The sequence below is a fragment of the Mycobacterium sp. 852002-30065_SCH5024008 genome, from assembly GCF_001665645.1.
Lineage (GTDB): Bacteria > Actinomycetota > Actinomycetes > Mycobacteriales > Mycobacteriaceae > Mycobacterium > Mycobacterium paraffinicum.
This window is the reverse complement of record NZ_LZSZ01000030.1, coordinates 18,347-43,318: the sequence shown is the minus strand read 5'-3', so window position 1 is coordinate 43,318 and position 24,972 is coordinate 18,347. Positions and strand designations below refer to the sequence as shown.

The 24,972-nt window shown below is 67.4% G+C and carries 26 protein-coding genes; 6 read left to right on the top strand and 20 right to left on the bottom strand.

The genetic code is table 11. The features are described 5' to 3' along the window. Positions 1–67 precede the first annotated feature (67 nt). Complete coding sequence (locus tag A5781_RS03760; RefSeq protein ID WP_046186907.1) at positions 68–475, top strand: DUF5319 domain-containing protein; 408 nt, start codon at positions 68–70, stop codon at positions 473–475. Between the two features lie 4 nt (positions 476–479). Here A5781_RS03760 and A5781_RS03755 read toward each other — a convergent pair whose 3' ends face one another. From A5781_RS03755 to A5781_RS03745, 3 genes are all read right to left on the bottom strand, one after another. Then, the gene (locus tag A5781_RS03755) at positions 480–1,244 is read right to left on the bottom strand and encodes an anti-sigma-D factor RsdA (protein WP_231990588.1); all 765 of its coding nucleotides are present in this window, start codon (positions 1,242–1,244) and stop codon (positions 480–482) included. Next, positions 1,231–1,806, bottom strand: coding sequence for a sigma-70 family RNA polymerase sigma factor (locus A5781_RS03750; RefSeq protein ID WP_067201369.1), 576 nt, complete (start codon positions 1,804–1,806; stop codon positions 1,231–1,233). The genes A5781_RS03755 and A5781_RS03750 overlap by 14 nt, the downstream gene beginning before the upstream one ends. Positions 1,807–1,896: 90 nt before the next feature. Further along, positions 1,897–2,715 (bottom strand): hypothetical protein, encoded by an 819-nt coding sequence (locus tag A5781_RS03745; RefSeq protein ID WP_197503687.1) that lies wholly within the window; start codon positions 2,713–2,715, stop codon positions 1,897–1,899. Between the two features lie 354 nt (positions 2,716–3,069). Here A5781_RS03745 and A5781_RS03740 point away from each other — a divergent pair, with 354 nt between their 5' ends. The 5 genes from A5781_RS03740 (at position 3,070) to A5781_RS03720 (ending at position 6,302) form a co-directional block, all read left to right on the top strand. Then, positions 3,070–3,378: a WhiB family transcriptional regulator gene (locus tag A5781_RS03740; RefSeq protein ID WP_066907726.1), complete on the top strand. Its 309-nt coding sequence runs from the start codon at positions 3,070–3,072 to the stop codon at positions 3,376–3,378. A 324-nt stretch (positions 3,379–3,702) separates the two neighbouring features. Next, complete coding sequence (locus tag A5781_RS03735; RefSeq protein WP_231990626.1) at positions 3,703–4,482, top strand: Rieske 2Fe-2S domain-containing protein; 780 nt, start codon at positions 3,703–3,705, stop codon at positions 4,480–4,482. After that, the gene (locus A5781_RS03730; RefSeq protein ID WP_067201363.1) at positions 4,479–4,958 is read left to right on the top strand and encodes a hemerythrin domain-containing protein; all 480 of its coding nucleotides are present in this window, start codon (positions 4,479–4,481) and stop codon (positions 4,956–4,958) included. The genes A5781_RS03735 and A5781_RS03730 overlap by 4 nt, the downstream gene beginning before the upstream one ends. 37 nt (positions 4,959–4,995) lie before the next feature. Further along, entirely contained in the window at positions 4,996–5,763 is a 768-nt protein-coding gene (locus tag A5781_RS03725; RefSeq protein ID WP_067201361.1) for a superoxide dismutase family protein, read from the top strand. Positions 5,764–5,894: 131 nt separating this feature from the next. Beyond that, a complete protein-coding gene (locus A5781_RS03720) occupies positions 5,895–6,302 on the top strand; it encodes a hydrogenase (RefSeq protein WP_067201359.1) in 408 nt (135 codons plus the stop codon). 357 nt (positions 6,303–6,659) lie between these two features. Here A5781_RS03720 and A5781_RS03715 read toward each other — a convergent pair whose 3' ends face one another. From A5781_RS03715 to A5781_RS03635, 17 genes are all read right to left on the bottom strand, one after another. Beyond that, positions 6,660–8,162: an adenylate/guanylate cyclase domain-containing protein gene (locus A5781_RS03715; protein ID WP_067201357.1), complete on the bottom strand. Its 1,503-nt coding sequence runs from the start codon at positions 8,160–8,162 to the stop codon at positions 6,660–6,662. Positions 8,163–8,232: 70 nt separating this feature from the next. Beyond that, positions 8,233–8,631 (bottom strand): MarR family winged helix-turn-helix transcriptional regulator, encoded by a 399-nt coding sequence (locus A5781_RS03710; protein WP_197503686.1) that lies wholly within the window; start codon positions 8,629–8,631, stop codon positions 8,233–8,235. 96 nt (positions 8,632–8,727) lie between these two features. Next, a complete protein-coding gene (locus A5781_RS03705) occupies positions 8,728–9,447 on the bottom strand; it encodes a nitroreductase (RefSeq protein ID WP_067201514.1) in 720 nt (239 codons plus the stop codon). 273 nt (positions 9,448–9,720) lie between these two features. Then, a complete protein-coding gene (locus tag A5781_RS03700) occupies positions 9,721–10,821 on the bottom strand; it encodes a ferritin-like domain-containing protein (RefSeq protein WP_067201351.1) in 1,101 nt (366 codons plus the stop codon). Between the two features lie 685 nt (positions 10,822–11,506). Further along, positions 11,507–12,238: a hypothetical protein gene (locus A5781_RS03690; RefSeq protein WP_231990586.1), complete on the bottom strand. Its 732-nt coding sequence runs from the start codon at positions 12,236–12,238 to the stop codon at positions 11,507–11,509. A 166-nt stretch (positions 12,239–12,404) separates the two neighbouring features. Next, positions 12,405–12,734 (bottom strand): hypothetical protein, encoded by a 330-nt coding sequence (locus A5781_RS25445; RefSeq protein WP_156624359.1) that lies wholly within the window; start codon positions 12,732–12,734, stop codon positions 12,405–12,407. 217 nt (positions 12,735–12,951) lie between these two features. Then, positions 12,952–14,574, bottom strand: coding sequence for a chaperonin GroEL (groL, locus tag A5781_RS03685; protein ID WP_067201346.1), 1,623 nt, complete (start codon positions 14,572–14,574; stop codon positions 12,952–12,954). A gap of 191 nt (positions 14,575–14,765) precedes the next feature. Next, the gene (gene groES / locus A5781_RS03680) at positions 14,766–15,068 is read right to left on the bottom strand and encodes a co-chaperone GroES (RefSeq protein WP_007167930.1); all 303 of its coding nucleotides are present in this window, start codon (positions 15,066–15,068) and stop codon (positions 14,766–14,768) included. Between the two features lie 199 nt (positions 15,069–15,267). Further along, positions 15,268–16,302: a tRNA (adenosine(37)-N6)-threonylcarbamoyltransferase complex transferase subunit TsaD gene (tsaD, locus tag A5781_RS03675; protein ID WP_067201343.1), complete on the bottom strand. Its 1,035-nt coding sequence runs from the start codon at positions 16,300–16,302 to the stop codon at positions 15,268–15,270. Then, positions 16,299–16,766 (bottom strand): ribosomal protein S18-alanine N-acetyltransferase, encoded by a 468-nt coding sequence (gene rimI, locus A5781_RS03670; protein ID WP_067201340.1) that lies wholly within the window; start codon positions 16,764–16,766, stop codon positions 16,299–16,301. The genes tsaD and rimI overlap by 4 nt, the downstream gene beginning before the upstream one ends. Continuing rightward, positions 16,763–17,386, bottom strand: a complete 624-nt coding sequence (gene tsaB, locus A5781_RS03665) for a tRNA (adenosine(37)-N6)-threonylcarbamoyltransferase complex dimerization subunit type 1 TsaB (RefSeq protein WP_067201336.1) — start codon at positions 17,384–17,386, stop codon at positions 16,763–16,765. Before tsaB ends, rimI begins: the two co-directional genes overlap by 4 nt. Further along, a complete protein-coding gene (tsaE, locus tag A5781_RS03660) occupies positions 17,383–17,841 on the bottom strand; it encodes a tRNA (adenosine(37)-N6)-threonylcarbamoyltransferase complex ATPase subunit type 1 TsaE (RefSeq protein ID WP_067201333.1) in 459 nt (152 codons plus the stop codon). The genes tsaB and tsaE overlap by 4 nt, the downstream gene beginning before the upstream one ends. Further along, positions 17,834–18,886: an alpha/beta fold hydrolase gene (locus A5781_RS03655; RefSeq protein WP_197503685.1), complete on the bottom strand. Its 1,053-nt coding sequence runs from the start codon at positions 18,884–18,886 to the stop codon at positions 17,834–17,836. The genes tsaE and A5781_RS03655 overlap by 8 nt, the downstream gene beginning before the upstream one ends. A gap of 49 nt (positions 18,887–18,935) precedes the next feature. After that, the gene (alr, locus tag A5781_RS03650) at positions 18,936–20,102 is read right to left on the bottom strand and encodes an alanine racemase (RefSeq protein ID WP_197503684.1); all 1,167 of its coding nucleotides are present in this window, start codon (positions 20,100–20,102) and stop codon (positions 18,936–18,938) included. A gap of 131 nt (positions 20,103–20,233) precedes the next feature. Then, complete coding sequence (locus tag A5781_RS03645; RefSeq protein ID WP_082939203.1) at positions 20,234–22,075, bottom strand: molybdopterin-dependent oxidoreductase; 1,842 nt, start codon at positions 22,073–22,075, stop codon at positions 20,234–20,236. Positions 22,076–22,114: 39 nt separating this feature from the next. Further along, positions 22,115–23,497: a glutamate decarboxylase gene (locus A5781_RS03640; RefSeq protein WP_067201324.1), complete on the bottom strand. Its 1,383-nt coding sequence runs from the start codon at positions 23,495–23,497 to the stop codon at positions 22,115–22,117. Between the two features lie 23 nt (positions 23,498–23,520). Beyond that, positions 23,521–24,945, bottom strand: a complete 1,425-nt coding sequence (locus A5781_RS03635) for a bifunctional ADP-dependent NAD(P)H-hydrate dehydratase/NAD(P)H-hydrate epimerase (RefSeq protein ID WP_067201503.1) — start codon at positions 24,943–24,945, stop codon at positions 23,521–23,523. Positions 24,946–24,972: the final 27 nt, after the last annotated feature.

Below are 24,972 nucleotides of genomic sequence, written 5' to 3'. Positions count from 1 at the left end.
GGGCCCGGAGACGACGGGCGGCCTGGCTGCTGGCGTTATCCCGGCCCGGCTGCGTAGGCTAGTGTGCGTGCGCGATCACCTCCCACCGGGTTTGCCGCCCGACCCCTTCGCCGACGACCCCTGCGATCCGTCGGCTGCGCTGGAAGCCGTAGAGCCGGGGCAACCCCTGGACGCCCAGGAGCGGATGGCGGTCGAGGCGGACCTTGCAGACCTGGCGGTTTACGAGGCACTGTTGGCGCACAAGGGCATTCGCGGGCTCGTGGTGTGCTGCGACGAATGTCAGCAGGATCACTATCACGACTGGGACATGCTGCGCGCGAACCTGCTGCAGCTGCTGATCGACGGCACCGTCCGCCCGCACGAGCCTGCCTACGACCCCGAGCCGGACGCCTACGTCACGTGGGATTACTGCCGGGGATATGCCGACGCCTCACTCAACGAGGCCACCTCGGACGCCGACGGATACCGCCGCTAGACCGCTAGGGGTTGTTCGGCGTCACCGCCGACGGCGTCGAAGTCTGCCCGTGGTGCCGGTGCTTGCTCCACGACTGACTCGGCGAGGGCGTGACTGACGGGCTCGGCGAAGCTTCGGAGGGTGTGGTTGCCGCCGTCGGCGCAGCGGTGGTCGGAGTCGACCACGCCGACGGCGTGTTCGCCGGGGGCGGCAGCGTCGCATTCGGGTTTCGCGATTGAACCCTGAGATTCAACAGCTTCAGCTGGTTTGTCAGCTCCTGTTTGCTGGCCGGGTCGTCGATCGACTGGACCAGGCTGCTCACCTCGGTGAGCTGGTTCTGGGCCTGGTCCCATTGACCGCGGTCGATCGATTCCTGCACCTTGGCCAGGTCGGCCCTGGCCGACAGCATGACCTGATTCTTCTCGTTGACGCGCGGCTGGTCGAAGAACATCGCGTGCAGCCCGTGCAGCGGGGTGCCGGGGCGCGCCTCGACCACCATCGCGCCGAAGCCGCTCATCACCAACAGCGCCGCGGCGACCGATCCGATCGTCGCCAGCCCGCGCCGGCCGCGGCGACGGTCGGCCAGGCCGGCGCGCAGGGCGTCGACGGCTTCCTCGGCCGATACCAGCGCACTCGCCGGTGGCCACCGCAGGTTGTCGCGCCAGTCCTCCAGCAGCGTGGCCATCGCGTCCATGTCGGGGTCACCGACGTGCACCGGCCGCCGCTCGGCGAGCGCGTCGAGAAGCAGGTTGGTGCGGGCGAATTCGTCCAGGGGTTCAGGCACAGTCACCTGCCGCGATCATTTCGGACTTCAGCCGGGACAGCGCGCGGTGCTGGGCCACCCGGACCGCTCCCGTGGTGCTGCCGACGGCGGATGCGGTCTCCTCGGCGGACAAGCCGACGACGACACGCAGAATCAGGATCTCGCGCTGCTTGGCGGGCAGGATTTCGAGCAGCTCGCTCATCCGGCTGACGGAATCGGCTTCGATGGCCCGCTGTTCGGGGCCCGCGTCGGACGACCAACGCTCGGGAATGACCTCGGTCGGATAGGAGAGATCACGGCCGGCGGCCCGATGGGCGTCCGCGACCTTGTGCGCCGCGATGCCGTACAGGAAGGCGAGAAAGGGACGCCCTCGGTCCCGGTAGCGCGGCAGAGCCGTGATAGTCGCCAAGCACACCTCCTGTGCCACGTCATCCGCTGACAGCCCACCCCGCTCGACTGTCCCGACTCGCGCGCGGCAATATCGCACGACAATCGGACGGATGGTCTCCAGCACCTCCCGTAGTGCGTTACTGTCCCCCGCCACGGCCTTGGACACCACAGCGTCGAGACGATCCCCTTGAATTGTCATCGACGGCGGTATCTCCAACGTTACGAACCGGACACATCGCGGGCTAACCGGGCTAACTAACGAATTGACAATAACGGCCCGGAGGCCATTTCAAGCGGAACGCCACGTCGCACCGGCGCGCCGCACTTGGCCTGCGGAGACATCGCGAATTTCGCGTAGCTTTTGTGTCGAGACGGTGACGCTACCGAGATCAATCAGCAAGCACGCCAACGCCCAACGAAGCGGGACCAGCCCGAGCCGGCCGGTGGCCTCCAGCGCCGCCTCCGCCACCGCCCGCGCGCGCTCGACGGCCCCGGCGCTGCACAGGGCGGCCGCCAGCACCACCTCGCTCTTGACCGCGTGCCGCGCCGACGGGACGGCCATGGCGCCCGCCAGCTCCACCGCTTCGTTCGCATGGCGGACGGCGGTTTCGCCGTCGCCGCGGGCCATCGCCAATTCGGCGGCCACCCACCCGCGGCGCACCGGCTGCCGCTGGGGTAGCGGCCCCGCACCCAGCTCGGAGTCCGCGCGGCGCAACAACGCCGCCGCCGCCGCGAAGCGGCCCACACCCAGCGCGTCGGCCGCCAGCCCGATCACGGCGTCGGCACGCGCCTCGGGGTCCACGCCGGCCAGCGCTAGGGCGCGCCCGTCCCACCCGCGCGCCAGCGTGTGCCAACCCAGTTGGCGCAGAAAGGATCCCTGCGTGCTGTGAGCCAGGGACGCCAACCGACCGGCGGGGGCGTCGCGCCGCAGCGCGGCCAGATCGCGGTAGGCGCTGCCGTAGCGGCCCTGCCCGCCCGCTGCGACCGCGCGCAGCCATAAGCCCTCCGGAGTGACCGCCGTCGGCAGCGGCCAGGTGCCGGGCCGGTCTCCGAAGGCGGCGGCGGCCAACTCTCGGCCAATCACGGAAGTGTGACGAGTTTCAATCACGACGATAGGAGTAAACAGTTTGTGCTGTTCGCGTTACCGAACTGTTAATCACAATAGATCCTGTACTAATCGCGGCCGGCCCTCCCCTGGCCCGTGAGCTGGGAAATCTCGTTCCGGTCAAGTGCCTGGTAGCACGGTGCGTGTTTCGACAATGGGTAGCAGATGAACGCGGCGTTAATTCTTTTATAACCATTACATACTTTGTCGGGCTAAGTGGCTATTGACGCAAATTCACCGCCCGCCCTAACGTCTACGCATGACGGGTAGTCATCGGTGACGCCACTTCATTTCAGTTGCACAATCGCTTCGCGAACCTGACCTTACTGGGCGTGCCGTGCAGAGAGGGAAACACCAATGCCACAGCCGGAGCAGCTACCTGGACCCAACGCCGACATCTGGAACTGGCAACTGCAGGGCTTGTGCCGCGGCGTTGACTCGTCGATGTTCTTTCACCCCGACGGTGAGCGCGGCCGCGCCCGCATGCAGCGCGAGCAGCGCGCCAAAGAAATGTGCCGGCAGTGCCCGGTAATTCAGGAGTGCCGTTCCCACGCGCTCGAAGTCGGTGAGCCCTATGGAGTTTGGGGCGGCTTGTCCGAATCGGAGCGCGACATGTTGCTGAAGGGCGACATCGGCCGCACGCGCGGCATTCGCCGCTCGGCCTAAGGGCGCACGACTCGGTTGAACGAATGGCCGTCGCGGTCCGTCTACTAGTCATGGGCTAGGCCGCCGGCTGGCCGCGTCCATATCGACGCGGCACTCAACAACCCTTGCGTCGCGTCGGGCTAGATTCGGGCGTTCCGTCGTGCCGGGGGCCCCGCGTCGGTTCGCTCACGCGCACAGGAGGGTGCCGTGACTGAACGATCACATCGATCTCCGGATCGCGTCCGCAATTACGGCCATGCCGCAGTCAGAAGGCTGGGAAGACAGGAATGGCTAGACCGGCCGAGCTACCGCCTCGAGCACGGCCTGACATTCCTCTTCGCGGCCATGGGCCGATATCGCGACCGGGTCAGCAATGCGCTGCACGGCACCTGGCTCGGCCATCCGCTGCATCCCGCGTTGACGTCGGTGCCGACGGGAGCGATCACGACGACGGTCGCGATGGATGCGGCGTCCATGCTCTCGGGGAGTGGCGCGCAATGGCGTGACGCGTCGAGGTTCGCGTTGGGTGTCGGACTCGCCGGAAGCGTCGGCGCGGCCGCGACCGGTCTGACGGACTGGCAACACACGCATGAGCAATCGCGACGGGTCGGCGTTGTCCATGGCTTGCTGAACGGGGTCGCGACGAGCCTGTACGCGTTGTCGTGGTGGGACCGCCGCAACGGTCGCCATCAGCGCGGGATGGCTTGCAGTGCGCTGGGCTACGGCATCACCCTGGGTAGCGGCTATCTGGGCGGAGCTCTCGTATACGGATCGGGAGCCGGAGTGGACCGCTCGGGGGCTCGGCTCAGTGCCGCCCACTGGACGCCGGTGTTGCCGGCAACGGCCCTGGACGGCCAGCCGCGACGGGTCGAGGTGGACGGCGTCGGCGTGGTTCTCTACCGCACCGACGACCGGGTCCTGGCCGTCGGCGCGCGCTGCCCCCACCTCGGTGCGCCGATGGACGACGGCTGGATCGATCGCGGTCGCATCGTTTGTCCGTGGCATGGCTCCCGGTTCGCCTGCGAATCGGGAGAAGTGCTGCGCGGACCGGCGACGGCCGCACTGCCGCACTACCCGACACGCATCCGGGATGGATACGTCGAGGTGCGCGGAGACGCGAAATGAACGCCTACGACGTGCTCTTTGAACACCACAAGGTCTTACGCGGGCTTTGCGAGAAAATCACCGCGTTAGCTCCGGATACCGGCGAGCGGCAGGACGCCCTCGATGAATTGTTGATCGAACTCGACATTCACATGCGGATCGAGGACGACCTGTTCTATCCGGCGGTGTCGGAGGCAAGCACGCTCGTCGCGATCGCTCACGCGGAGCACCGGCAAGTCTGGGATCAGCTGGCGGTGCTACTTCGGACTCCGCCGACGGCGCCGCAATACGAGGGCGAGTGGCACTCGTTCGTCACGGTCCTGGATGCACACGCCAGCGAAGAGGAGCGCGACTTATGCCCGGCGCCAATAGATTTGAGTGCCGAGATGCTCGATGCACTCGGAGATCGAATGGTGGAGCGCATCACCCGTTTGCGTCGATCCACGATGAATAAGCTTCGCGTCCGAGGCCGCGCCGCCCTGTTGAGTTCGCTGTAGTCGTTTGGACCGCGACCAATCGGGGTACGACCGGCCCATGAATAAGGGCGTAACCTTCGCGGCCGTGGCGCTTGCCGCCACCATCGCACCGTTGGCAGCGTGCGCAAACCAGCAGGGTGGCCAATCCGCCACGTCAACGTCCTCCAGCGCGCCCCCCGGCACCGAGCGGATGACCACGCAGTTGAAGAGCGCCGACGGAAACCAGGTCGGCACCGCCACCATTGATTTCGCGAACGGGTACGCGACGGTGACCGTGGAGGCCGGACCCAACCAAGTCCTGAGCCCGGGTTTCCACGCGCTGATGATCCACGCTGTGGGCAAATGCGAGGCTAATTCCACCGCGCCGTCCGGCGGCTCGACCGGGGACTTCAATTCGGCCGGAAGCGTCTACCAGGCACCGAATCACACCGGTTTTCCGGCCAGCGGCGACCTGACCGCGTTGCAGGTACGCAACGACGGCTCGGCGAAGCTGGTCACCACCACCAGCTTGCTCACCGCCTCGGACCTGAGAAACAGCTCGGGCACCGCGCTGATCGTCCACCAGAACGCGGACAACCTGAGCGGGAGTTCCGCCGGCGAGTCGGGCAAGCGGGTGGCCTGCGGTGTGCTCGCCGCGGCGGCCGCGACGACGACGTCGTCCACCTCGACGACGACCAGCGTCACGACGATCACGACGACGACCGAAGTGCCACCGCCCTCCACCAGCACGAGCACGGTCACCGTCACCAGCAGCCCGACGTACACGTCCACGCCGATTACCACTGTGACGACGACTCCGCCGAGCCTTCCGCCCGGAACCCGCTGACGCGTGGCGGTCGGAGCCGCCACGACACATAAACCTCTGCGACGACACGCCGAGAACGCCCGCAGCGGTTTATGTCTCGTGGGGAAAGCGGATCGCCATAACGACGGGCGCGGGCGGCCTACTCTTCTGACATGCAGACGGTGCTGTTCACACTTGGGTTGGTCCTGTTCCTGATCGGCCTGCTGACTGGATTCGCCATCCCGGCACTGAAGAACCCGCGGATGGGGCTGTCGAGCCACCTCGAGGCCGTCCTCAACGGCATGTTCCTCGTGCTAATCGGCCTGCTCTGGCCACACATCCACCTGCCCAACGCGTGGGGTGTGACGGCAGTCGGACTGATTGTGTATGCCGGCTATGCGAACTGGCTGGCGACCCTACTCGCCTCGGCCTGGGGCGCCGGCCGCCGACTCGCACCCATCGCTGCGGCCGATCACGAGGCCTCGGCGGCAAAAGAGCGGACCGTCAGCTTCCTGTTGGTGTCACTCGCGCTGACGATCGTGGTTGGCGTGGGCATCGTCATCGCCGGGCTGCTCAACTGATCTGCTTCATCTCCCAATGCCAATCGGGGAACGCGGAGATGAAAGGCGCGAATTGCTCGGTCACGGAAGCCGGTCCATGGGAACGCCGTTGACCCTGATGGTCGGTGTGTAGAACGAGGCCATTGAATCGAAATCGTGCCCATTACAGCGATCGAGATAGGACTGATACCGGGATCGGTAGTCGTCAGGCCGCGTCACCGCATCATCATCCACTGCCGACCGGTGCTGTGCACAGCCAGAACTCTGATGGCCGCCGGCCGTGGTGCGTCCGCCCGGAATTCGGCCCGACGGCCGTCTCCATGGTCACGCAGACAGGCCGCTCCGACGTTCAGTAGCCGGGCCGGCCTGGGGGCGTCATCACAGGCCCAGGCCGAAAACTTGCACGGCGGCCGACTTGCCCTTCAGGGCGTGAAATCCCCTGTCCGTCAGTCTTATTGGTCGGGAAGTCAACGCATCGACTGACTGCTGGGTGAGAAGGATCGCGTCACCGGTGGTCTTCGTGAGCTGCTCGACGCGAGCCGCAACGTTGACGGTGTCGCCGATCAGGGTGAACTCCAGCTTGCCCCCACCGCCGATGGTGCCGGCGATCACCACGCCGGTGTTGATCCCGATACCGATCCGTAGCGCGCCGTCGAATCGTTCTGCGACAAGACGATGAATCAGCGCGGCAGCGTCCGTCGCGGCGTCGGCGTGGTCTGCGAGTTCGTTGGGGGCACCGAAGACCGCCAAGGCGCCGTCGCCGAGAAATTTGTTCACATGCCCACCTGCGTCGACGACGGCAGGCACGACAATCTCGAACAGAGCGTTAAGCCGTGTGACAGTGTCCTCGGCGCTGTTGGCCTCGGCGAACGGAGTGAAGTCGCGGATGTCGACGAACATCACAGTGACCTCGCGTCGTTCACCGGTGAACACTTCGTCACCCTGCTGAAGCAACCGGGCTGCCAGGACCGGATCGACGTAAGTTCCGAACGCGGCCTGAAGTCGTTGCCGCTCAGCCAGACCCGTCTGCATGCGGTTGAACGACGCCGCCAACGCACCGAGGTCATCATCCTGAACCACCGGCAGTCGTTGGCTGTAGTCACCCGCCGCGACACGTTTGGTGCCTTCGGCGAGATCCCGAATCGGCTGAAGGGAAGGCGCGAAGACACTGCCGACGGTAATCGGCACTGCGAAGCCCAGAGTCAACAAGCAGCCGATCACCACCCACAGCACCGGGCCCTGACCGGCCCGGCCAAACACGGCCGCCGCCGTCGCGCCCACGATGGAAAAGACGAATGCGACCGCAAGCATTGCCAAGTTCGACCACGCGGCGAATGTCGGGCGCGAGCGGGGCAGGGAGTCGCCGATATCGGTGGCACCGGCGAGGGCGACCCGCGCCGGCCGCATCGGCGTTTCCGGCACACTGTGCACCCCGATCAGGTGCGAACCCGTTCCGATAACGCCGCCTAGAACCGCGTACTCAACCAGCCGCAGTCCGCTTGCGCCGGCAATGACACCCACGGTCACCGACAACATAACGGCACACACGGCGATGACCACTAACCCCCGGACAACGGCACCACGGGCCCACGTGTAGGTGGCTTCCAGAGCCTTCGCTGGAGCGACCTCTTCACCCGCGGCCCAGCGTTCGACAAGCCGCAGCGCACCGACGCCGGGCAGGACCAGCCCATAAGCGAGCGCCAGCATCGCAATAGCAGTGGCCGCTGCCGCTTCGAGGTAGTGACCGGATTTCTCGGAAGCCACGATGACAAACGATAAGGAGAGGTAGATCGGAAACGGTATGACGTAAGAGAGCGCGCAGATGACCCACGAATACCGCGCGCCGTGCCGGTTCCATGCCCACTGCGCAAAGCGGTCCATGCCGGGAGACTAAACGCCCGCCGACTGCTGAGCTACGAACTTGTCGAAGACGGCGCGCTCACCTACAGCCCTACTGCTCGGCAGGCGCGGTGAATCGTGTGAGCAAATCCGTCAGTTGTTCTGCCTCCCCGGGACCCAGCATGGAGACGAGGCGCTCAGCCAGCGGCTCCGCGGCCATATGGGCGGCGTCGAAAACCTCAAGACCTTTAGGGGTGATCTCCACCGCCCGCACCCGCCGGTCACCCGGAACGGGTTTGCGGACGGCGAGCCCCTTGCGCTCCAGGTCGTCCACGACCCGCATAATTCCCGCCTTGTCCGAACCGGTCGCCTCGACCAAGGCACGCTGCTCCGTGGGTCCGCGGTTGACCAGGACGAGCAGCACGGCGAAATGCCGCAGCTCGATGCCCAGGGGCCGAAGCGCCTCCGACATCACCGCGGCCGCGCGCCAGTGCGCCCTGCGCAGCGACAAACCAAGAGCGAAAGGCGAGGGGTCTCCAGGGCGGTCGGTCGCACGCCGAGCGGTGGCGCGGCTGGAAGCATCGCGAGTCATCGAACTGGCATCCGTTTATCCGGATTGAACACCGGACTCCGACCGGATGGCATGTTCCAGACCAGACGACTCGTGGTCGACGAACGTGACCGTCTCTTCGAGCGGCGCCCGGCCTGTGCGTGTGTACTTCACTGCGGAGTCCTCGTATCCAATCGACATGCCGCAGAAGAGGATTAGTCCGTCCGGGGGCGACAAGACCTCCGCGACCGTTTCGCGAACCTGCGACCACGCCATCTGAGGGCAGCTGTGTAGCCCTTCGGCGCGGAGTAGCAGCATGACGGACTGCAGATACATCCCGACGTCGGCCCACTGTGCCACGCCGAGATCGCGGTCGATGTAGCAGAACAGCGCGGCAGGCGCACCGAAACAGTTCCAGTTCGCGATGGCCGCGCGCTGGCGCGCCTCCCAGTCCTCGCGCGCAATGCCGAGTGCGCTGTAGCGCTCCTTGCCGAAGGCGGATCGTCGGTCGCCGTACGGCGACTTCATTCCGGGTGGGTACATCTCGTACTCCCGCTCGTCCCAGGGGTCACCATGGGCCACGCGCTCGACGGCGCGCGTCTTGAGCTCGCCAAGCAGCTCGCCGGTTACCACATACGTATTCCACGGCTGGATGTTCGATCCCGACGGGGACCATGCCGCGGCGGACAGCACACGCTCCAGCACCTCTCTCGGCACCGGCTGGTCGGTGAAGCCGCGTACTGCGCGTCTGCTTGTGACCGCCTCGTATACGTCCATGACTGCCTCCCTCACCATTCGGTTTCTTTCCGTTTCATACAACACTGTATCAGTTGATACTATTTCTGGGGTAGTCGGCGAAGTCTCAGCTGCGCAGGCCCTAACCAAGCGAAGCGCCGTCGTTAGTGGTGGGTGCTGCTCGCGGCCGTGGTCCGTGGTCGTTTGGCGCACTTGTCGGCCCGCGCCGACCTCATCGCCGTGATGCGCGTCAGGAACCGGGCGGTGCGTCAATCGGCGGCAAATTGCCGCCTCGCCGAGCGACCGATCGTCGAGTTAGCTCGCGCCCGCCGCGATCACCTGGTCCACCTCGAGGGCCCGCTCGGCCATCTCGGCGTGTGCCTTGTCCAACGATTCGGCCTGATCCTCATCGGCCTTCATCAGCGCTTCGATGTCGAACGCGGCCATGTCGTGAACGCCCATGTCTCTGAACGCCTTCTGCACTTTGTCGCCCCACAACCCGATGTCCTTGACGATCGGCACGATCCGGCTGAACAGGTGTGAGCGGAACTGGATCATCAGCGGCGATGTGTCCACCCACGCGGCGCATTCCTCGACGTTCATGCCGAGAGTTTCGAAAACCTCCTCGCCGCGGAAGCGGTCGCGCATCAGGTAGCAGGCATCCACGACGAACTCTTCGCGTTCGTCACGTTCGGCTTCGGTGAGCTCGGAGTAGTAGTCTTTCAGCGAGATTCGGCCGAAGGCGACGTGGCGGGCCTCGTCCTGCATGACGTAGGCCAGCACCTGTCTGGCGAGCGAGTCCGGCGCCGCCATGTCACGCAGCACCCCGAAGGCGGCGAGCGCGAGACCTTCGATGAGTACCTGCATGCCGAGGTACGGCATGTCCCAGCGTGAGTCGCGCAGGGTGTCGTCCAGCAGAGCGGTCAGGTTCTTGTTGATCGGGTAGACGAGGTCGACCTTCTCCTGCAGGAATCGCGAGAACGCCTCGACGTGGCGGGCTTCGTCCATGGTCTGCGTGGCCGCGTAGAACTTCGCGTCCAGGTCCGGCACGACCTCGACGATCTTGGCTGCGCACACCATCGCGCCCTGCTCACCGTGCAGGAACTGCGAGAGCTGCCAGGCCTGGAAGTGCTGACGCATCTCGGCGCGACGGGCTTCGGTCGCGGCGTCCCACATCGGGCTGCCGAACAGCGGATGGAACTCGATGGGAAGTTCGATCGGGTTCATCGGGTCGACGTCCTGCGCCCAGTCGATTCGCAACTGGGCGTCCCACTGCTTGTCCTTTCCCTTCTGGTACAGGGACAGGAGTCGCGCGCGCCCCTCGTCGTATTCCCAGGTGAAGCGGGCATTGCCGATGCTGGGGACCTCCCACGAGTACGGCGTGGGAACGGTCGTGTACTTGTCCCTCGTAGTCATGCGCTCCGCCTCTCTGCCCGGCGTGACCAGTGGTCATATGGCGCGTATCACATTGCACCGCGTGCGGCAGCGCGTCAAGCCTGACTTTCGGCCCACATGCGAGCCGATAATGACGAGGCCGAATACATTCGTAGGCTTCAAAAAGGGAGATTCCGATGGCTAACTTTCGCCGCGGTGCATTGGCCACTGCGCGGGCAGCACTATGTGCGGTCGCGTTTTTGCTATTACTCAGCATCTCCCGGGCGCACGCCGACCCGCCGCCCGACACCTGCAGGCCGGCCCCCGGCGGTGACAACAACGCGTGCGCCGCCAGGCTGAGTTCGGTGACCGCCAATACCACTGACGGAACGATCACAGGGACCCCGGTCGGTGGCGCGGCTCCGATGACGCTTTGGGGCCAAGCGGATGCGTACCTGAAGTCGCAGGGATTCGGGGATACGCCACCGGACCCGGTCCAACGCTGGGATGCTGCGATTGACGGGGTGACTCATGCCGAGCCCTCAGACCCCAATTGGTATGGAAACGCCAAGTCACGAGCGTTCTTGCCCAGGACCCTCAATGGCCTGGCAAGCCAATTTCCGCCCGGCATCCTCGTAGTCCGGTTCATGCCTGACGACACCCACGCCGGCTGGTTCCGGCTGGTATCGATCCAGCCGGTAGCCCAGTAGCAGCGGCCACTAATCAGTTACCTGTGCGCGAATTCGGCGAGCTTGGCATTGACTGCCGCAGGATCCGGTCCCGCGTACATCTTCGGATCGCGCTTTTTGACCCATACGAGGAACGGGCAGCTGGCCGCGGGGCCGTCCACCGCTCCCAGTTGTTCGATGTGCTTGCCGGTCCTCGCCTCGCGGAGTTCGATGTCGTACTGCACGGCGTAGTAGTCGACGGCGATGTGTTCGCCCGCATCGGTCTTGAAGTCGCACGTGCGTGACTTCACCTCGGTTCCGGGCTTGCGGGTAAGGCAGGCAACAACATTCACCGATTGGAAGTCGTTGGGACTCACCCGGTAGTCGGCGCGGGAATCTGGTGGCACTTCGCTCCAGTGGACGGATGCCAGTTCGCGCATCGGGTTCGGCTCGTCGTAGGGGGCGAACGCTGCGATCTTGTACGGCTTCTGGTACGTAACGGCATTGCTGATCGACCCGCCATCGCACACGACGGCGAAGTTCGTGAGGGAGGCGGCCTTCCTGCTTTCGCCGCGCCCGTCGCGGGCCATGTCCTGGATCACGAAGAACCCGACCAATGCCACCGGCACGACGACGACGATCGCCGCGAGCGTAAGCACGACGATCAGCAGGACGTTGGTGTTGCGCGGCGCGGGCGCCGGGGGCGGGTACGGCCCGGGCGGCGGGTAGGGCGGAGGCCATTGCTGAGGGTGCTGCGGTGGTTGCGGTGGCCATTGCTGCGGATAGCTCACGCTGGCGCCCCCCACGTCATCGTGCGGCAAGCATAGCAATCGGCGCAGACCTCGAAGACCAAAACACCCCGGCAATCAAGCCCGGGATGTTTTGCGTCGCTGGCTCAGTGGTGGCTCGGCGGTAGACCTCGGTGGCGGGGCATGGACGCACACGCGTGCGACCGGGCTAGGGGCACATGAAGCTGATCGGCGGGCAATGCCTGATGGTGATCGCCTCGATCGGCGGGGTGTCGCCGTCCCAGATCGAGGTCGGCCGGCCCTGCATGGTGACGTTGCCCATCCCGTATTGGGTCGGATACCAAGTGTGGCAGACATTCCAGTCCCAGTCGATGTACTGGTTCACGACGTAGGGCATCTGCTTGGGGTTGCCCGGGCACCAACGGTGCGGTTCCATCGTGTCCGCGTGAGCTATGCCCACTCCCCACCCGGTTAGTGCGGTACCCCCCGCCAGTAGTGCGGCGGCGACGAGCCTCTTCGTCATGCGGGCAAGCAGCATGATGGCCGTCCTCTCTGGTGTGTTCGTGGCAACCAGTGCACAAGCCTCACGTCGCTACCGATCCCAACAAACGGAATCCGAGGAATCAACAGCCCATCAAGAAGTGGTGCAACCACCCCTCGAAGCCACGCGGGCCTCGCGGATGAACCGGACGCAACTCCGCCCGTACGAGAACACCCCCGGCCCATGCGAACCGGGGGTGTTTTGCGTTGCTCGCTCAGTGGTGGTGATGACCGTGGCCATGCCCGTGGTCGTCGTGGTCGCCGGCGGGCTTGTCGACGATGGCCGTCTCGGTGGTGAGCACCATCCGCGCTACCGACGCCGCGTTGAGCACCGCGGACCGGGTCACCTTGACGGGATCGATCACGCCTTCTGCAATCAAGTCACCGTAGGTGAGCTTGTCGGCGTTGAGCCCGTGCCCGGCCGGCAGCTCGCCGACCTTGTTCACCGCGACCGCGCCGTCCAGGCCGGCGTTGGTGGCGATCCAGTACAGCGGTGCCGCGAGCGCCTCGGCGAACACGTCGACCCCCGCCGCCTGATCGCCGGACAGCGACCCGCGCAACTCCTTCAGCGCTTTGCGCGCTCCGATGAGCGCCGACCCGCCGCCCGCGACGATGCCCTCCTCAACGGCGGCCTTGGCGGCCGCGACGGCGTCCTCGACGCTTTCCTTGCGTTCCTTGAGCGCGGTCTCGGTGGCGGCACCCACCTTGAGCACGGCCACGCCGCCGGCCAGCTTCGCCAGCCGCTCCTGCAGCTTCTCGCGGTCCCAATCGGAATCGCTCTTCTCGATCTCGGCGCGCAGCTGCTTGATCCGGTCGGCAACCGCGTCCTTCGAGCCGCCCCCGTCGACGATGATGGTGTCGTCCTTGCTGACCACCACGCGGCGGGCCGAGCCCAGCACATCGGTGCCGACCTCCCGCAGCAGCAGGCCGGCGTCGGGGTTGATCACCTGGCCGCCGGTAACCACCGCCAGGTCCTCGAGGAACGCCTTGCGCCGGTCGCCGAAGAACGGGGCCTTCACCGCAACCGCCTTGAGCGTCTTGCGAATCGAGTTGACCACCAGCGTCGCCAGGGCCTCGCCCTCGACGTCCTCGGCAATGATCAACAGCGGCTTCCCCGACTCGGCCACCTTCTCCAGCATGGGCAGCAGGTCGGGCAGCGAGCTGATCTTCTCCTGGTGCAACAGGATCAGCGGGTCGTCCAGCACGGCTTCCTGCGAATCGAAATCCGTGACGAAATACGCCGACAGGAAACCCTTGTCGAAACCGACGCCCTCGGTGAACTCCAGCTCGGTGCTCAGCGTCGAGGATTCTTCGACGCTGACCACGCCGTCGGTGCCGACCTTGGTCATCGCCTCGCCGACCAGCTCGCCGAGCTGCTGGTCACGCGACGACACCGTCGCCACCTGAGCGATCGCCTCCTTGCCGGACACCGGGATGGCCGCCGCCAGCAGTGCCTCGGACGCCGCGTCGGCCGCCTTGGAAATTCCCACGCCGAGCTCAATGGGGTTGACACCGGCCGCAACCAGGCGCAGCCCGCCCTTGACCAGCGCCTGCGCCAACACGGTCGCGGTCGTGGTGCCGTCACCCGCCACGTCGTTGGTCTTGGTGGCCACCGACTTCACCAGTTGCGCACCCAAATTCTCGAACGGGTCTTCCAGGTCGATCTCACGCGCGACGGTGACGCCGTCGTTGGTGACCGTGGGCCCGCCAAATGCCTTGGCGAGCACCACATGCCGACCACGCGGCCCCAGCGTCACCCGGACCGCGTCGGCCAGCGCGTTGACGCCCGCCTCGATTGCGCGGCGCGCGGTCTCGTCGTACTCAATAACCTTGCTCATCAGGCTCCTTGTTTGAATGGTGGCGACCCGCTTCGCCCGGCTTCGCCGCGTTTGCGATCGCCACTTGCTTGATGGTGGCGACCCGCTTCGCCCGGCTCGCCGGGCTTGCGATCGCCACTACCCGCTAACGCATGCCGCCCCGGAAATCACCCGCGGCCATGCGCGGGGATCGCCGGGGCGGAACACGGTGCTTACTTCGATACGACGGCCAGCACGTCACGCGCCGACAGGATCAGGTACTCCTCGCCGTTGTACTTGATCTCGGTGCCGCCGTACTTGCTGTAGATGACGGTGTCACCTTCCGAGACGTCGAGCGGGATCCGCTTCTCGCCGTCCTCGTCCCAGCGGCCGGGACCGACTGCGACGACGGTGCCTTCCTGCGGCTTCTCCTTGGCGGTGTCAGGAATGACCAGACCGGACGCGGTCGTGGTCTCGGCCTCGTTGGCCTGCACGAGAATCTTGTCCTCGAGTGGCTTGATGTTCACCTTCGCCACGATTGGAGCCTCCACTAGTTAGATCGGGTCCGGGGCGGGTGCCCCGGAATTATCAAGGGATTCGGCAGCCGTCCGAGCCCGAGCGCCGTCGTCGCGGGTGCCGGCACAGGGTTTGGCCGATTGCCACCTAGCACTCTATACACGAGAGTGCTAGCACTCAAGGGCGCCCCGGTGCGTCCGCGATGTTCGCTACGGGCGATCAGCTCACCTGGGCTTTTACCACCGGGAGCCCGGGGTCGGTGGCCGCGTCCAGCGGTGACTGCGGCGCGCCGGCGGCCACCAGGTGCGCGGCGAAGGAAGCGATCATCGCCCCGTTGTCGGTGCAGAGCCGGGGCTTGGGGACCCGCAGCGTCAGCCCGGCCGCCGCGCACCGCTGCTCCGCCAGCTCCCGCAGCCGCGAATTAGCGGCCACTCCCCCGGCGATCAGCAGCGTCGAGACGCCGAGTCCGGTCGCCGCGCGCACCGCCTTCATGGTCAGCACGTCGGCGACGGCCTCCTGAAAGCCGGCCGCGACATCCGCGTTCACCGCGTCCGGGTGGCTCTCCAGATAGCGCGCCACGGCCGTTTTCAGGCCGGAGAAGCTGAAGGCGTACGGGTCATCGGCGCGGCCGGTCATGCCACGCGGGAAGGCGGGGATCTCTGCGGCCTCCCGGCCGCAGGTGCGGGCCAGGTCGTCGAGCACCTTGCCGCCGGGATAACCCAGCCCCAGCAGCCGCGCCACCTTGTCGTAGGCCTCGCCGGCGGCGTCGTCGACGGTGCTGCCCAGCTCGACGATCGGTTCGCCCAGGGAGCGCACATGCAAGAGGTGGGTGTGGCCGCCCGACACCAGCAGCGCCACGCACTCGGGGAGCGGCCCGTGTTCGTAGACGTCGGCGGCCAGGTGCCCGCCAAGGTGGTTGACGGCGTAGAACGGTACCCCCCACGCGGCCGAATACGCCTTGGCCGCAGCCACTCCCACCAGCAGGGCGCCGGCCAGACCCGGGCCGATCGTGGCCGCGACGATGTCGGGCTTCTGCAGCCCTGCCGTGGTCAGCGCGCGGCGCATCGTGGGGCCGAGCGCCTCCAGGTGCGCCCGCGACGCGATCTCGGGGACCACGCCGCCGAAGCGGACGTGTTCGTCGACGCTGGATGCCACCTCGTCCGCCAACAGCGTCACCGTGCCGTCGCCGTCCAGCCGCGCGATACCGACTCCCGTTTCGTCGCAAGAGGTTTCGATGGCCAAGATGGTCGTCATCGTGCTGACCGCCGCATGGTGTAGGCGTCGGCGCCGCTTGCGCGGTAGTAGCGCCGGCGCAGGCCGATCTGCTCGAATCCCACGCTGCGGTACAGCGCGATGGCCGCCTCGTTGTCGGTGCGCACCTCCAGGAAGACGACGCCGCCGTCGGCGAAGATCAGCAGCTCGTCGAGCAACCGGCGGCCGATCCCCTGGCCCTGGTAGGCGGTGTCCACGCCGATGGTGTGGACCTCGTACTCGAACGGCGGGGTGCGGCCCAGCCGCGAGATGCCGGCATAGCCGACGAGCGCGCCGCCGGCCCGAGCGCCGACGTAATGGTTGTGCGGGCTGGCCAATTCCCGGTTGAACGCCGCCGCGGGCCAGGGGTCGTCGCCGTCGAACAGCTGACGTTCGAGTTCGGCGCAGCGCGCCGCGTCGGCGGGGACCAAGGCGCCGAGCGTCACGGGCTCGCCCAGGGCGGTCATCCGCGCGCCGCCATCGGTTTGGCGTCGGGGCGGCGCAGATACAGCGCCACCAAGGGCAACGGGCGCTGCGACCAATCGGGCACCGCGGCGACGAGCCCGCCCGCTGTGGGATAGATCGGCCCGCGGTGGGGCAGGCCGAACAGCGCGGCATGCTCCTTGGAGCCGGCCACCGCCTGTGCTGCACCCGGGTCGACGTCGGCGGGGGCGTTGACGCCCGGCCCCTCCATCCGAAACCCGTCACGGTAACGGGCCCAATAGATTTCGCGCCGGCGCGCGTCGGTCACCACCAACGTCTCACCGGTGGTGCGCACACCGATTGCGTCCAGGCTGCACACCCCGCGCACCGGGATGCCCAGCGCATGCCCGTAGGCGGCCGCGGTGGCCATCCCGGCCCGCAGGCCGGTGAACGGGCCGGGCCCACAGCCCACCACGACGGCATCGAGGTCGCCCATCGTCAGCCCGGCGTCGGCGAGGGCGTCCAGCACGTTCGGGGTGAGCCGTTCGGCGTGCGCACGGGCGTCGACGGTGACCCGCTCGGCCAGCACGGTCAGATCGTCGCGGCGCACGATCCCGGCGGTGACCGCTGGGGTGGAGGTGTCGAGGGCGAGCAGGAGGCTCATGAACGCACCCACTGCCACGAAGCGATCCGCACGTCGGATCGGCTGAGGCGTTCCAGACGAATGTCGAGGTGCCGCTCGGCGAGGCGTTCGACGAGGCCCTCGCCCCACTCCACGACCACCACCGCGCCATCGAGATCCGTGTCGAGGTCCAGCGAGTCGAGCTCGCCCAGCAGGTCGGCGCCGTTCTGGTCCAAAAGCCGGTACATGTCGACGTGGATCATCGCCGGTGATCCGGGCCGCCGCGGCGGGTGCACCCGCGCCAGCACGTACGACGGTGACGTGACCGGGCCGTCGACGTCCATGGCCGCGGCAATGCCCTTGGCCAGCACGGTCTTTCCCGCGCCGAGCGGACCGGTGAGCACCACCACGTCGCCCGCACGGAGCCCCTCACCTAGCCGCGAGCCCAGTGCGATGGTGTCCTCGACGCGCGGCAGCGTGGCAGTCCCCTCATCCACGGCGCCGCAGCCGTTCGCGCATCCACCGGGCCGCCAGCGCGGTGCGGCCCGGGGTGGCCCGATTGACCAGCCGCACCAGCCCGTCGTTGATCGCCCCGGGCTTGTCCAGCAGCGCAAGGTGACTGGCCCCGCGAACGATGACCAGCTCGGACTGCGGCAGCGAGGCCGCCATCTTGCGGGAGTACTCGTCGGGGGTCAGCAGGTCGTGGTCGCCGCAGGCGATGAGGGTGGGGATGCGCAGCAGGGTCCACAGCCCGGCGGTCTCGTCGTGGTGTTCCAAGGCATCAAGGAACTCCACCATGGTCGGGATCGGGGTGCCGTTCATCATTCGCTGCGAGAAGGCGTCCAGGCTCCGGCTGACGTGCAAGTCACTGAAGGAGGCCGCCCGCAGGACCGGGCCGATCAGCGAGCGCGACACGTTGCGGCCGCGGTGCATCAACTTCGGCGCGGACCGCGCGGTGAACCGGAACGCTTCCAGCGCCGGGTTTTTCAGGATTTCGCCCAGCGGCGACTCGGCAACGCCTTCCGCCGCAGAGGAAATCAACGCGGCGCCGACGATCCGGCGCCCGTACTGGCCGGGGAATTGGCGAGCATGCGACAACACCGTCATGCCGCCCATGGAGTGGCCGACCAGCACGACCATCCCCCGCGGCGCGACCACCTGAAGCACACTCTGAAGGTCCTGACCGAGCTGAGTCAGCGTGTAGGTTTCGGGTGCCGCCTCGCCGGATTGCCCGTGCCCGCGCTGATCGTAGAAGACCATCCGGACGCCCGGGCCCACCTGCTCGGGCAGCCGCGTCCGCTGAAAATGAAAGGCGCCCATCCGCAGACAGAACCCGTGAACGAACACCATGGTCAGCGGGGCATCCGCCGGACCGGCTTCCCGGATCGCCAACGACACGCCGTCGGGGGTGGTCACCACGGAGCGGCGATCGTCGTCGATCCTGTCGAAATCCTCGTCGGCGTAGGGATCTTCGGTGCCGTGGCTGCGCTGGATCATCGAACGGCGGGCCGAGGCTCCGACGATGGTGGCGAGGGCAGTCACCCCCGCCCCTCCCGCAAGCCAAGCCCCCCTCTGGCGCCTGCGGGCTCTTTCAGGGCTCAATGGTCTGCGCCTCGCGATAGGTTCTGGTGATGCGCCCGCGGGGGCTGGTCACCACTTCGTAGTGGATGGTGCCGAGCAGGTCGGCCCAGTCCTGCGCGGTGGGTTCCCCGCTGCTGCCGGGCCCGAACAGGATCGCCTCGTCGCCCTCGGCCACGTCGGTCCGGCCGGGCCCCAGGTCGACGACGAACTGGTCCATGCAGATCCGCCCGACCCCCGGCCGCCGCTTGCCGTTGATCAGCACATCCAATCGTCCTCCCAGCGACCGGAAGACGCCGTCGGCGTAGCCGATCGGCAGCAGGGCCAAATTCGTGTCGCGCTCCGCGGTCCAGGTGTGCCCATACGACACGCTCTCGCCCGCGCGAATCGACTTGACCAGCGCCACAGGGCATTTCACCGTCATCGCCGGCAGCAGCCCCATGTCCCCGAGCTCGGGCACGGGGCTCAGGCCGTACACCGCCACGCCGGGCCGCACCAGGTCGAAGGCCAGATCGGGACGCGACATGGTGGCCGACGAGTTCGCCAGGTGCGCGACCTCGAACCGCACCCCCTGGTCGCTCGCCTGCGTCAGCATGTCGCTAAAGCGTTGAGCCTGAAGGTCATTGATGGGGTTGGCCGGTTGATCGGCGAACACCATGTGCGACATCATGCCGCGCAGCCGGACGGCTTCCTCGGCGACGGCCCGCCGCAACGCGGCCAGCATCGAGGGGTATCGGGCGGGGTGAACACCGTTGCGGTTCAGCCCGGTGTCGACCTTCAGCGTGACGGTCGCGGTCCGGCCCGTCCGGCGCGCCGCGTCCAGCAGCTCGTCCAGCTGACGCTCCGAAGAAACGGCAATCTCCACGTCGGCCAGCAGCGCGGGCCCGAAGTCGATACCGGGCGGGTGCAACCAGGCCAGCACCGGCGCGGTGATCCCGTCGGCGCGCAGGGCCAGCGCTTCGGCGACGGTGGCGACGCCCAGCTCGGTCGCCCCGCCGGCCAACGCCGCCCGCGCGGACGGGGTGGCCCCGTGGCCGTAGCCGTCGGCCTTGACGACGGCCATCACCTGCGCGCGGCCGGCGTGCTCGCACAGCAACCGCACGTTGTGCTCGATGGCGCGCAGGTCCACCACGGCCTCCGCGAGGAGGCCGGGTGTCAGCGATATCGGCGTAACAGCCACGACCGCCATTGTCCCAGAACCGGTCGGGCAAACCGACCGTTGAGCCACGAAGCTCACATTCGCCCAGGCCGTCACGTCAGTGCCTGTGGTGGCCGACACACCATTTGCCCACCCTCGAGCGACAAATCCGCTCAGATCGTCTGGTGTCGGCCGAAGTACTTGTGGTCTTCGCTATAGCCGCCGTAACCGCTGCCGATCTCGGAGTAGCTGGCCAGAAACTCGATGCCCTTGATCCACTTCACTTGCTTGAATCCGTGCTGGAGCTCGTTGCGCAGCCGCAGCGGGGCGCCGTGACCGTAGCTCAGCGGCTCGTCGTTCATCGTGTAGGCCAGCATGCTCAGGTAGTGGCCCATCTGCTCGATGGGGTGCGCGTTGTAGTAGATGCCGCCGGTCGCGCCCAGGCCCATCGAATAGAACGCCACCCACTTGGCCTCCGGCAGCGGTTTGACGATGTCCATGATGGTCTGCATCGACACCCCGCCCCACTTCGCGACGCCCGACCAGGCCTGAATGCAGAAATGCTGGGTGATCTGCTCGTGGTAGGGCAGCGCCTTCAACTCCTCGAGTGAGAACTCCCTCGGATGCTCGACGAGGCCGGAGACCCGCAGCCGCCAGTCGCGAAAGCCGTTGCGCTCCAACTCCTTGTACTCGAGGCTGTCCGGCAGCCGGCCGTTGTGCCAGAAGTACGGCGAGATGTCCTTTTCGGTGAAGGCGCCCGGTTCCGGATTCATCCGCTCCAGCAGACGTTGCAGGGGTCCGATCAGGGCGTCACCCACGCGCTGCACGACGCGGGGATGCCGGATGGTGACGGGGGTGGCCGCCACCCAACCGACCGCCGTCACCACCATGGCCGCACAAAAGACGCCGAAACCGATCCAGCTGGTGTCGTCGCGGGTGGCGAACATGTGGTTGAGGTTGCGCAGCGCCTCGGTGGCAAAGACCAGAGTGACGTGCACGAGGATGAAGAAAAGGAAGAACACCAGCACCAGGAAGTGCAGCGAGCGCGCGGCTTGGATGCTCAACCGCTTGCTGATCACGGTCAGCCGCATCGACAGCGCCGGGGACATCCCCAATCCGGTGATCAGCGCAGCCGGCGCCGCGATGAAGACCACCGTGAAGTAGGCCAGCAACTGCAAACCGTTGTAGGCGATCCACCCGTTGTCGCCTGCCGGCCAGTCCAGCGACATGTACTGGATCGCCATCGACGCGGCGTTGGGGAAGACGGTCCAGCTGGTCGGCACCAGGTGCCGCCATTGCCCGGTGGCGAAGAGCAGCACGTAGAAGACCAGCCCGTTGAGCAGCCACAGCATGTCGGTGCCGAGGTGCCACCAGCGGGCCAGGCCGATCGAGTGCCGGAACCCGGGCAGCCCGAATTGCCCGGGCAGGGCGACGGTGTCGTCGTTGGCGGTCCAATATCCCTCGGGCACCGGTGGCCCCACCCGCAGCCATTCGTCCTTGCCCGGCGTGCAGTTGCGGCTGAAGTACAGCCGCGGGTGGTCGCACAGGATCTGGATCCCCGACCGGATGATGAAGGTCATCAGGAACAGGTTGAAGAAGTGCGTCCAGCCCTCCCAGGCGTGCATCCCAGGGGTGACGCCGCGGGTGTCGGTGCCCGGGTAGCGCCGAATGAACGCCTGCACCGCCGGCATGTTGTGCAGGCCCTTGCCGATCGCCACCGCCGCAACCAGGAGCGCGAAGCCGATGGGGATCAGCCAGAGCAGGTTGAGCCATTTGTCCCGGCCCACCCGCAGCTTCGGCGCGGTCGCGCGTCTGCTGAGGTCGAATCCGCCGCCGTAGGTCTTCAGGTCGATCTGGTCGTGCGCCGGATGGATCTCGGCGCTGTAGGACTCCAGGGCCAGCTCGACGAGTTCCACGTCTTTGAGTCGCGTGGATTCCGCCGTCGCGGCGACTTCGGTCCCAGGCCAATTGATGTGCTGTACGGCGTCCTTGCCCGCGCTGGCATCGCTCGTCATGCGATTGCGCTTACCCGGCGGTCGGGCTGCGAAACCGGCCTAGTGCGCGAAGTGCTGCGCGTCGTAGTGGCCGCCGGGCTTGAGCTTGTCCAGCGAGGTCAGCGCCGAGACGGCATCGTCGTGCAGCGCGCGGGCCAGGTCGGCCGAGAGCCCTTCTCGCACCACGATGCGCAGCACCGAGACGTTGGTGGCGTTGTCGGGCATGGTGTATGCGGGCACCTGCCAGCCGTAGGTGCGCAGCTCGTGCGAGACGTCGAACTCGGTGTAGCCGCGGTCCCCGGAGAGCCGGAAGGCGACCACCGGGATCGCCGAACCGTCCGAGACGAGCTCGCAGTGGTCGCTGACCCGCAGCTGCTCGCCCAGCCACCGCGCCGTCCCGGACAGCGTCTGCATCACCTTGGTGTAGCCGTCGCGACCCAGCCGCAGGAAGTTGTAGTACTGGCCGACCACCTGGTTTCCGGGGCGGGAGAAGTTCAGAGTGAAGGTCGGCATGTCGCCGCCGAGGTAGTTGACCCGGAACACCAGCTCGTCGGGCAGGTACTCCTTGCTGCGCCACACCACGAAGCCGACACCCGGGTACGTCAGCCCGTACTTGTGGCCGCTGACGTTGATCGACACCACCCGGGGCAGCCGGAAGTCCCACTTCAGTTCGGGGTGCAGGAAGGGCACCACGAACCCGCCGCTGGCAGCGTCGACGTGGACAGGGACGTCCACCCCGCCGCCGGCCGCGAGCTTGTCCAGTGCGCCGCAGATGTCGGCGACCGGTTCCAGTTCACCGGTGTAGGTGGTGCCCAGTATCGCGACCACGCCGATGGTGTCCTCGTCGACGGCGTCGACGACCTGTTCCGGGGTGATGACGTAGCGGCCCTCTTCCATCGGAAGATAGCGGGGCTCGACGTCGAAGTAGCGGCAGAACTTCTCCCAGACCACCTGGACGTTGGAGCCCATCACCAGGTTCGGCCGGCGGCTTTCCCAGCCTTTACCGACCTTCTGGCGCCACCGCCACTTCATGGCCAGCCCGCCCAGCATGACGGCCTCGCTCGAGCCGATCGTGGACACCCCGCACGCGCTGTGGGGGTCGGCGTCGTTCAGGCCTTCGGCGTGGAAGAGGTCGGCCACCATGGAGACGCAGCGCTGCTCGATGGCCGCGGTCGCCGGGTACTCGTCTTTGTCGATCATGTTCTTGTCGAACGTCTCGGCCATCAGCCGGCCCGCCTCCGGGTCCATCCACGTGGTGACGAACGTGGCCAGGTTCAGCCGCGAACTGCCGTCGAGCATCAGCTCGTCGTGGATGAAGCGGTAGGCGGCCTCGGGGTCCATCGATTCGTCGGGCAGCCGCAGGGCGGGCACCGGCGCGGTGAACAGGCGGCCGGTGTAGGCGGGGGCGATGGCGTGGGCGGGCAGGGACGGGTGTTGGGGCACGGCGGGATCCTCTCGATAGGGCGCTATATGGCGGCCAGGGCGGCCCTGATGTGCGGCACGATGCGCGACGCCGATGTCGGCGCCTCACCGGGGCCCGGGTCGGCGGCCGACAGCGCCGCGGCCCGCGCGTGGACGAAAGCGGCCGCCGCGGCGGCCTCGTCCGCCGGCAGTCCCGCCGCGAGCAGCGCGCCGATCATTCCGGACAGCACGTCCCCGGAACCGGCGGTGGCCGCCCAGGATTGCCCGGCCGGGTTGAGGAAGACCGGGCCGCCCGGTTCGGCGATGACGGTGACGTTCCCCTTCAGCAGCACGGTGGCCCCGAACGTGTCGGCCAGCTTTTGGCACGCGCCAACCCGGTCGTCCCCCGGGGGGCTACCCGCCAGGCGGGCGAATTCACCGGCGTGCGGGGTCAGCACGGTCGGCGCGCTCCGGTTGGCGACCAGCTCGGGGTGGGCCGCCAGGATGGTCAGCCCGTCGGCGTCCACGATCACCGGCAAGTCGGTTTCCAGCGCGAACCACAACGCGGTGGCCCCGGTGTCGTCGGTGCCCAATCCTGGCCCCACGACCCAGGATTGGACCTTGCCGGCCGATGCGGGGGTGGGCGACGCGATCACCTCGGGCCAGTGCGCGAGCACCTCCCGGTGGGCGCTGCCGGCGTAGCGGACCATGCCGGACGTCGCCGCGACGGCGGCGCCGGTGCACAGCACGGCCGCACCCGGATACGTCGACGAGCCGGCCATCACACCGGTCACGCCCTGGGTGTACTTGTCGTCGTGCGGCCCGGGCACCGGCCAGCGGGCGGCCACGTCCGAGGCCTCGAAACCCAGCATGTCGGTCCGCGGCAAATCGAGCCCGATGTCGATCAGCTTCACCCGGCCGCAATCGGCGAGCGCGTGCACGGGCTTGAGCCCGCCGAAGGTGACCGTCAGCGCTGCGTGCACCGCCGGGCCGGTGATCGCCCCGGTCGCCACATCGATGCCGCTGGGGATGTCGACGGCGACCACCGGCGCGTCGCTTGTCTTTTTCAACGCGGCGAAAACCTCGGCCGCGGCCGGGCGCAGCGGCCCGGATCCGGAGATGCCCACCACCCCATCGATGACGAGATCGGTTGTCGGCGAAGCACTTTCGACGATGCGCCCACCGGCCTTCACGAACGCCGCCAGTCCCTTGCGGTGGGTGCGCTCCGGGTTGAGCAGCACCGCGTCGGCGGCCGCGCCGCGCCGGCGCACGTAGGTGGCAGCCCACAGCGCGTCACCGCCGTTGTCGCCCGAGCCGACGACCGCGCACACCCGGCGCCCGGCCACCCCGCCGGTGCGGGCCCGCAATTCGGCGAGGATCTCGACGGCCAGCCCGAAGGCCGCGCGCCGCATCAAGGCTCCGTCGGGCAGGCTAGCCAGCAGCGGCGCCTCGGCCTGGCGGATCGCGTCTACGGAGTAGTAGTGCCGCACGAGTGCCACATTACGGGTCAGCGGCCG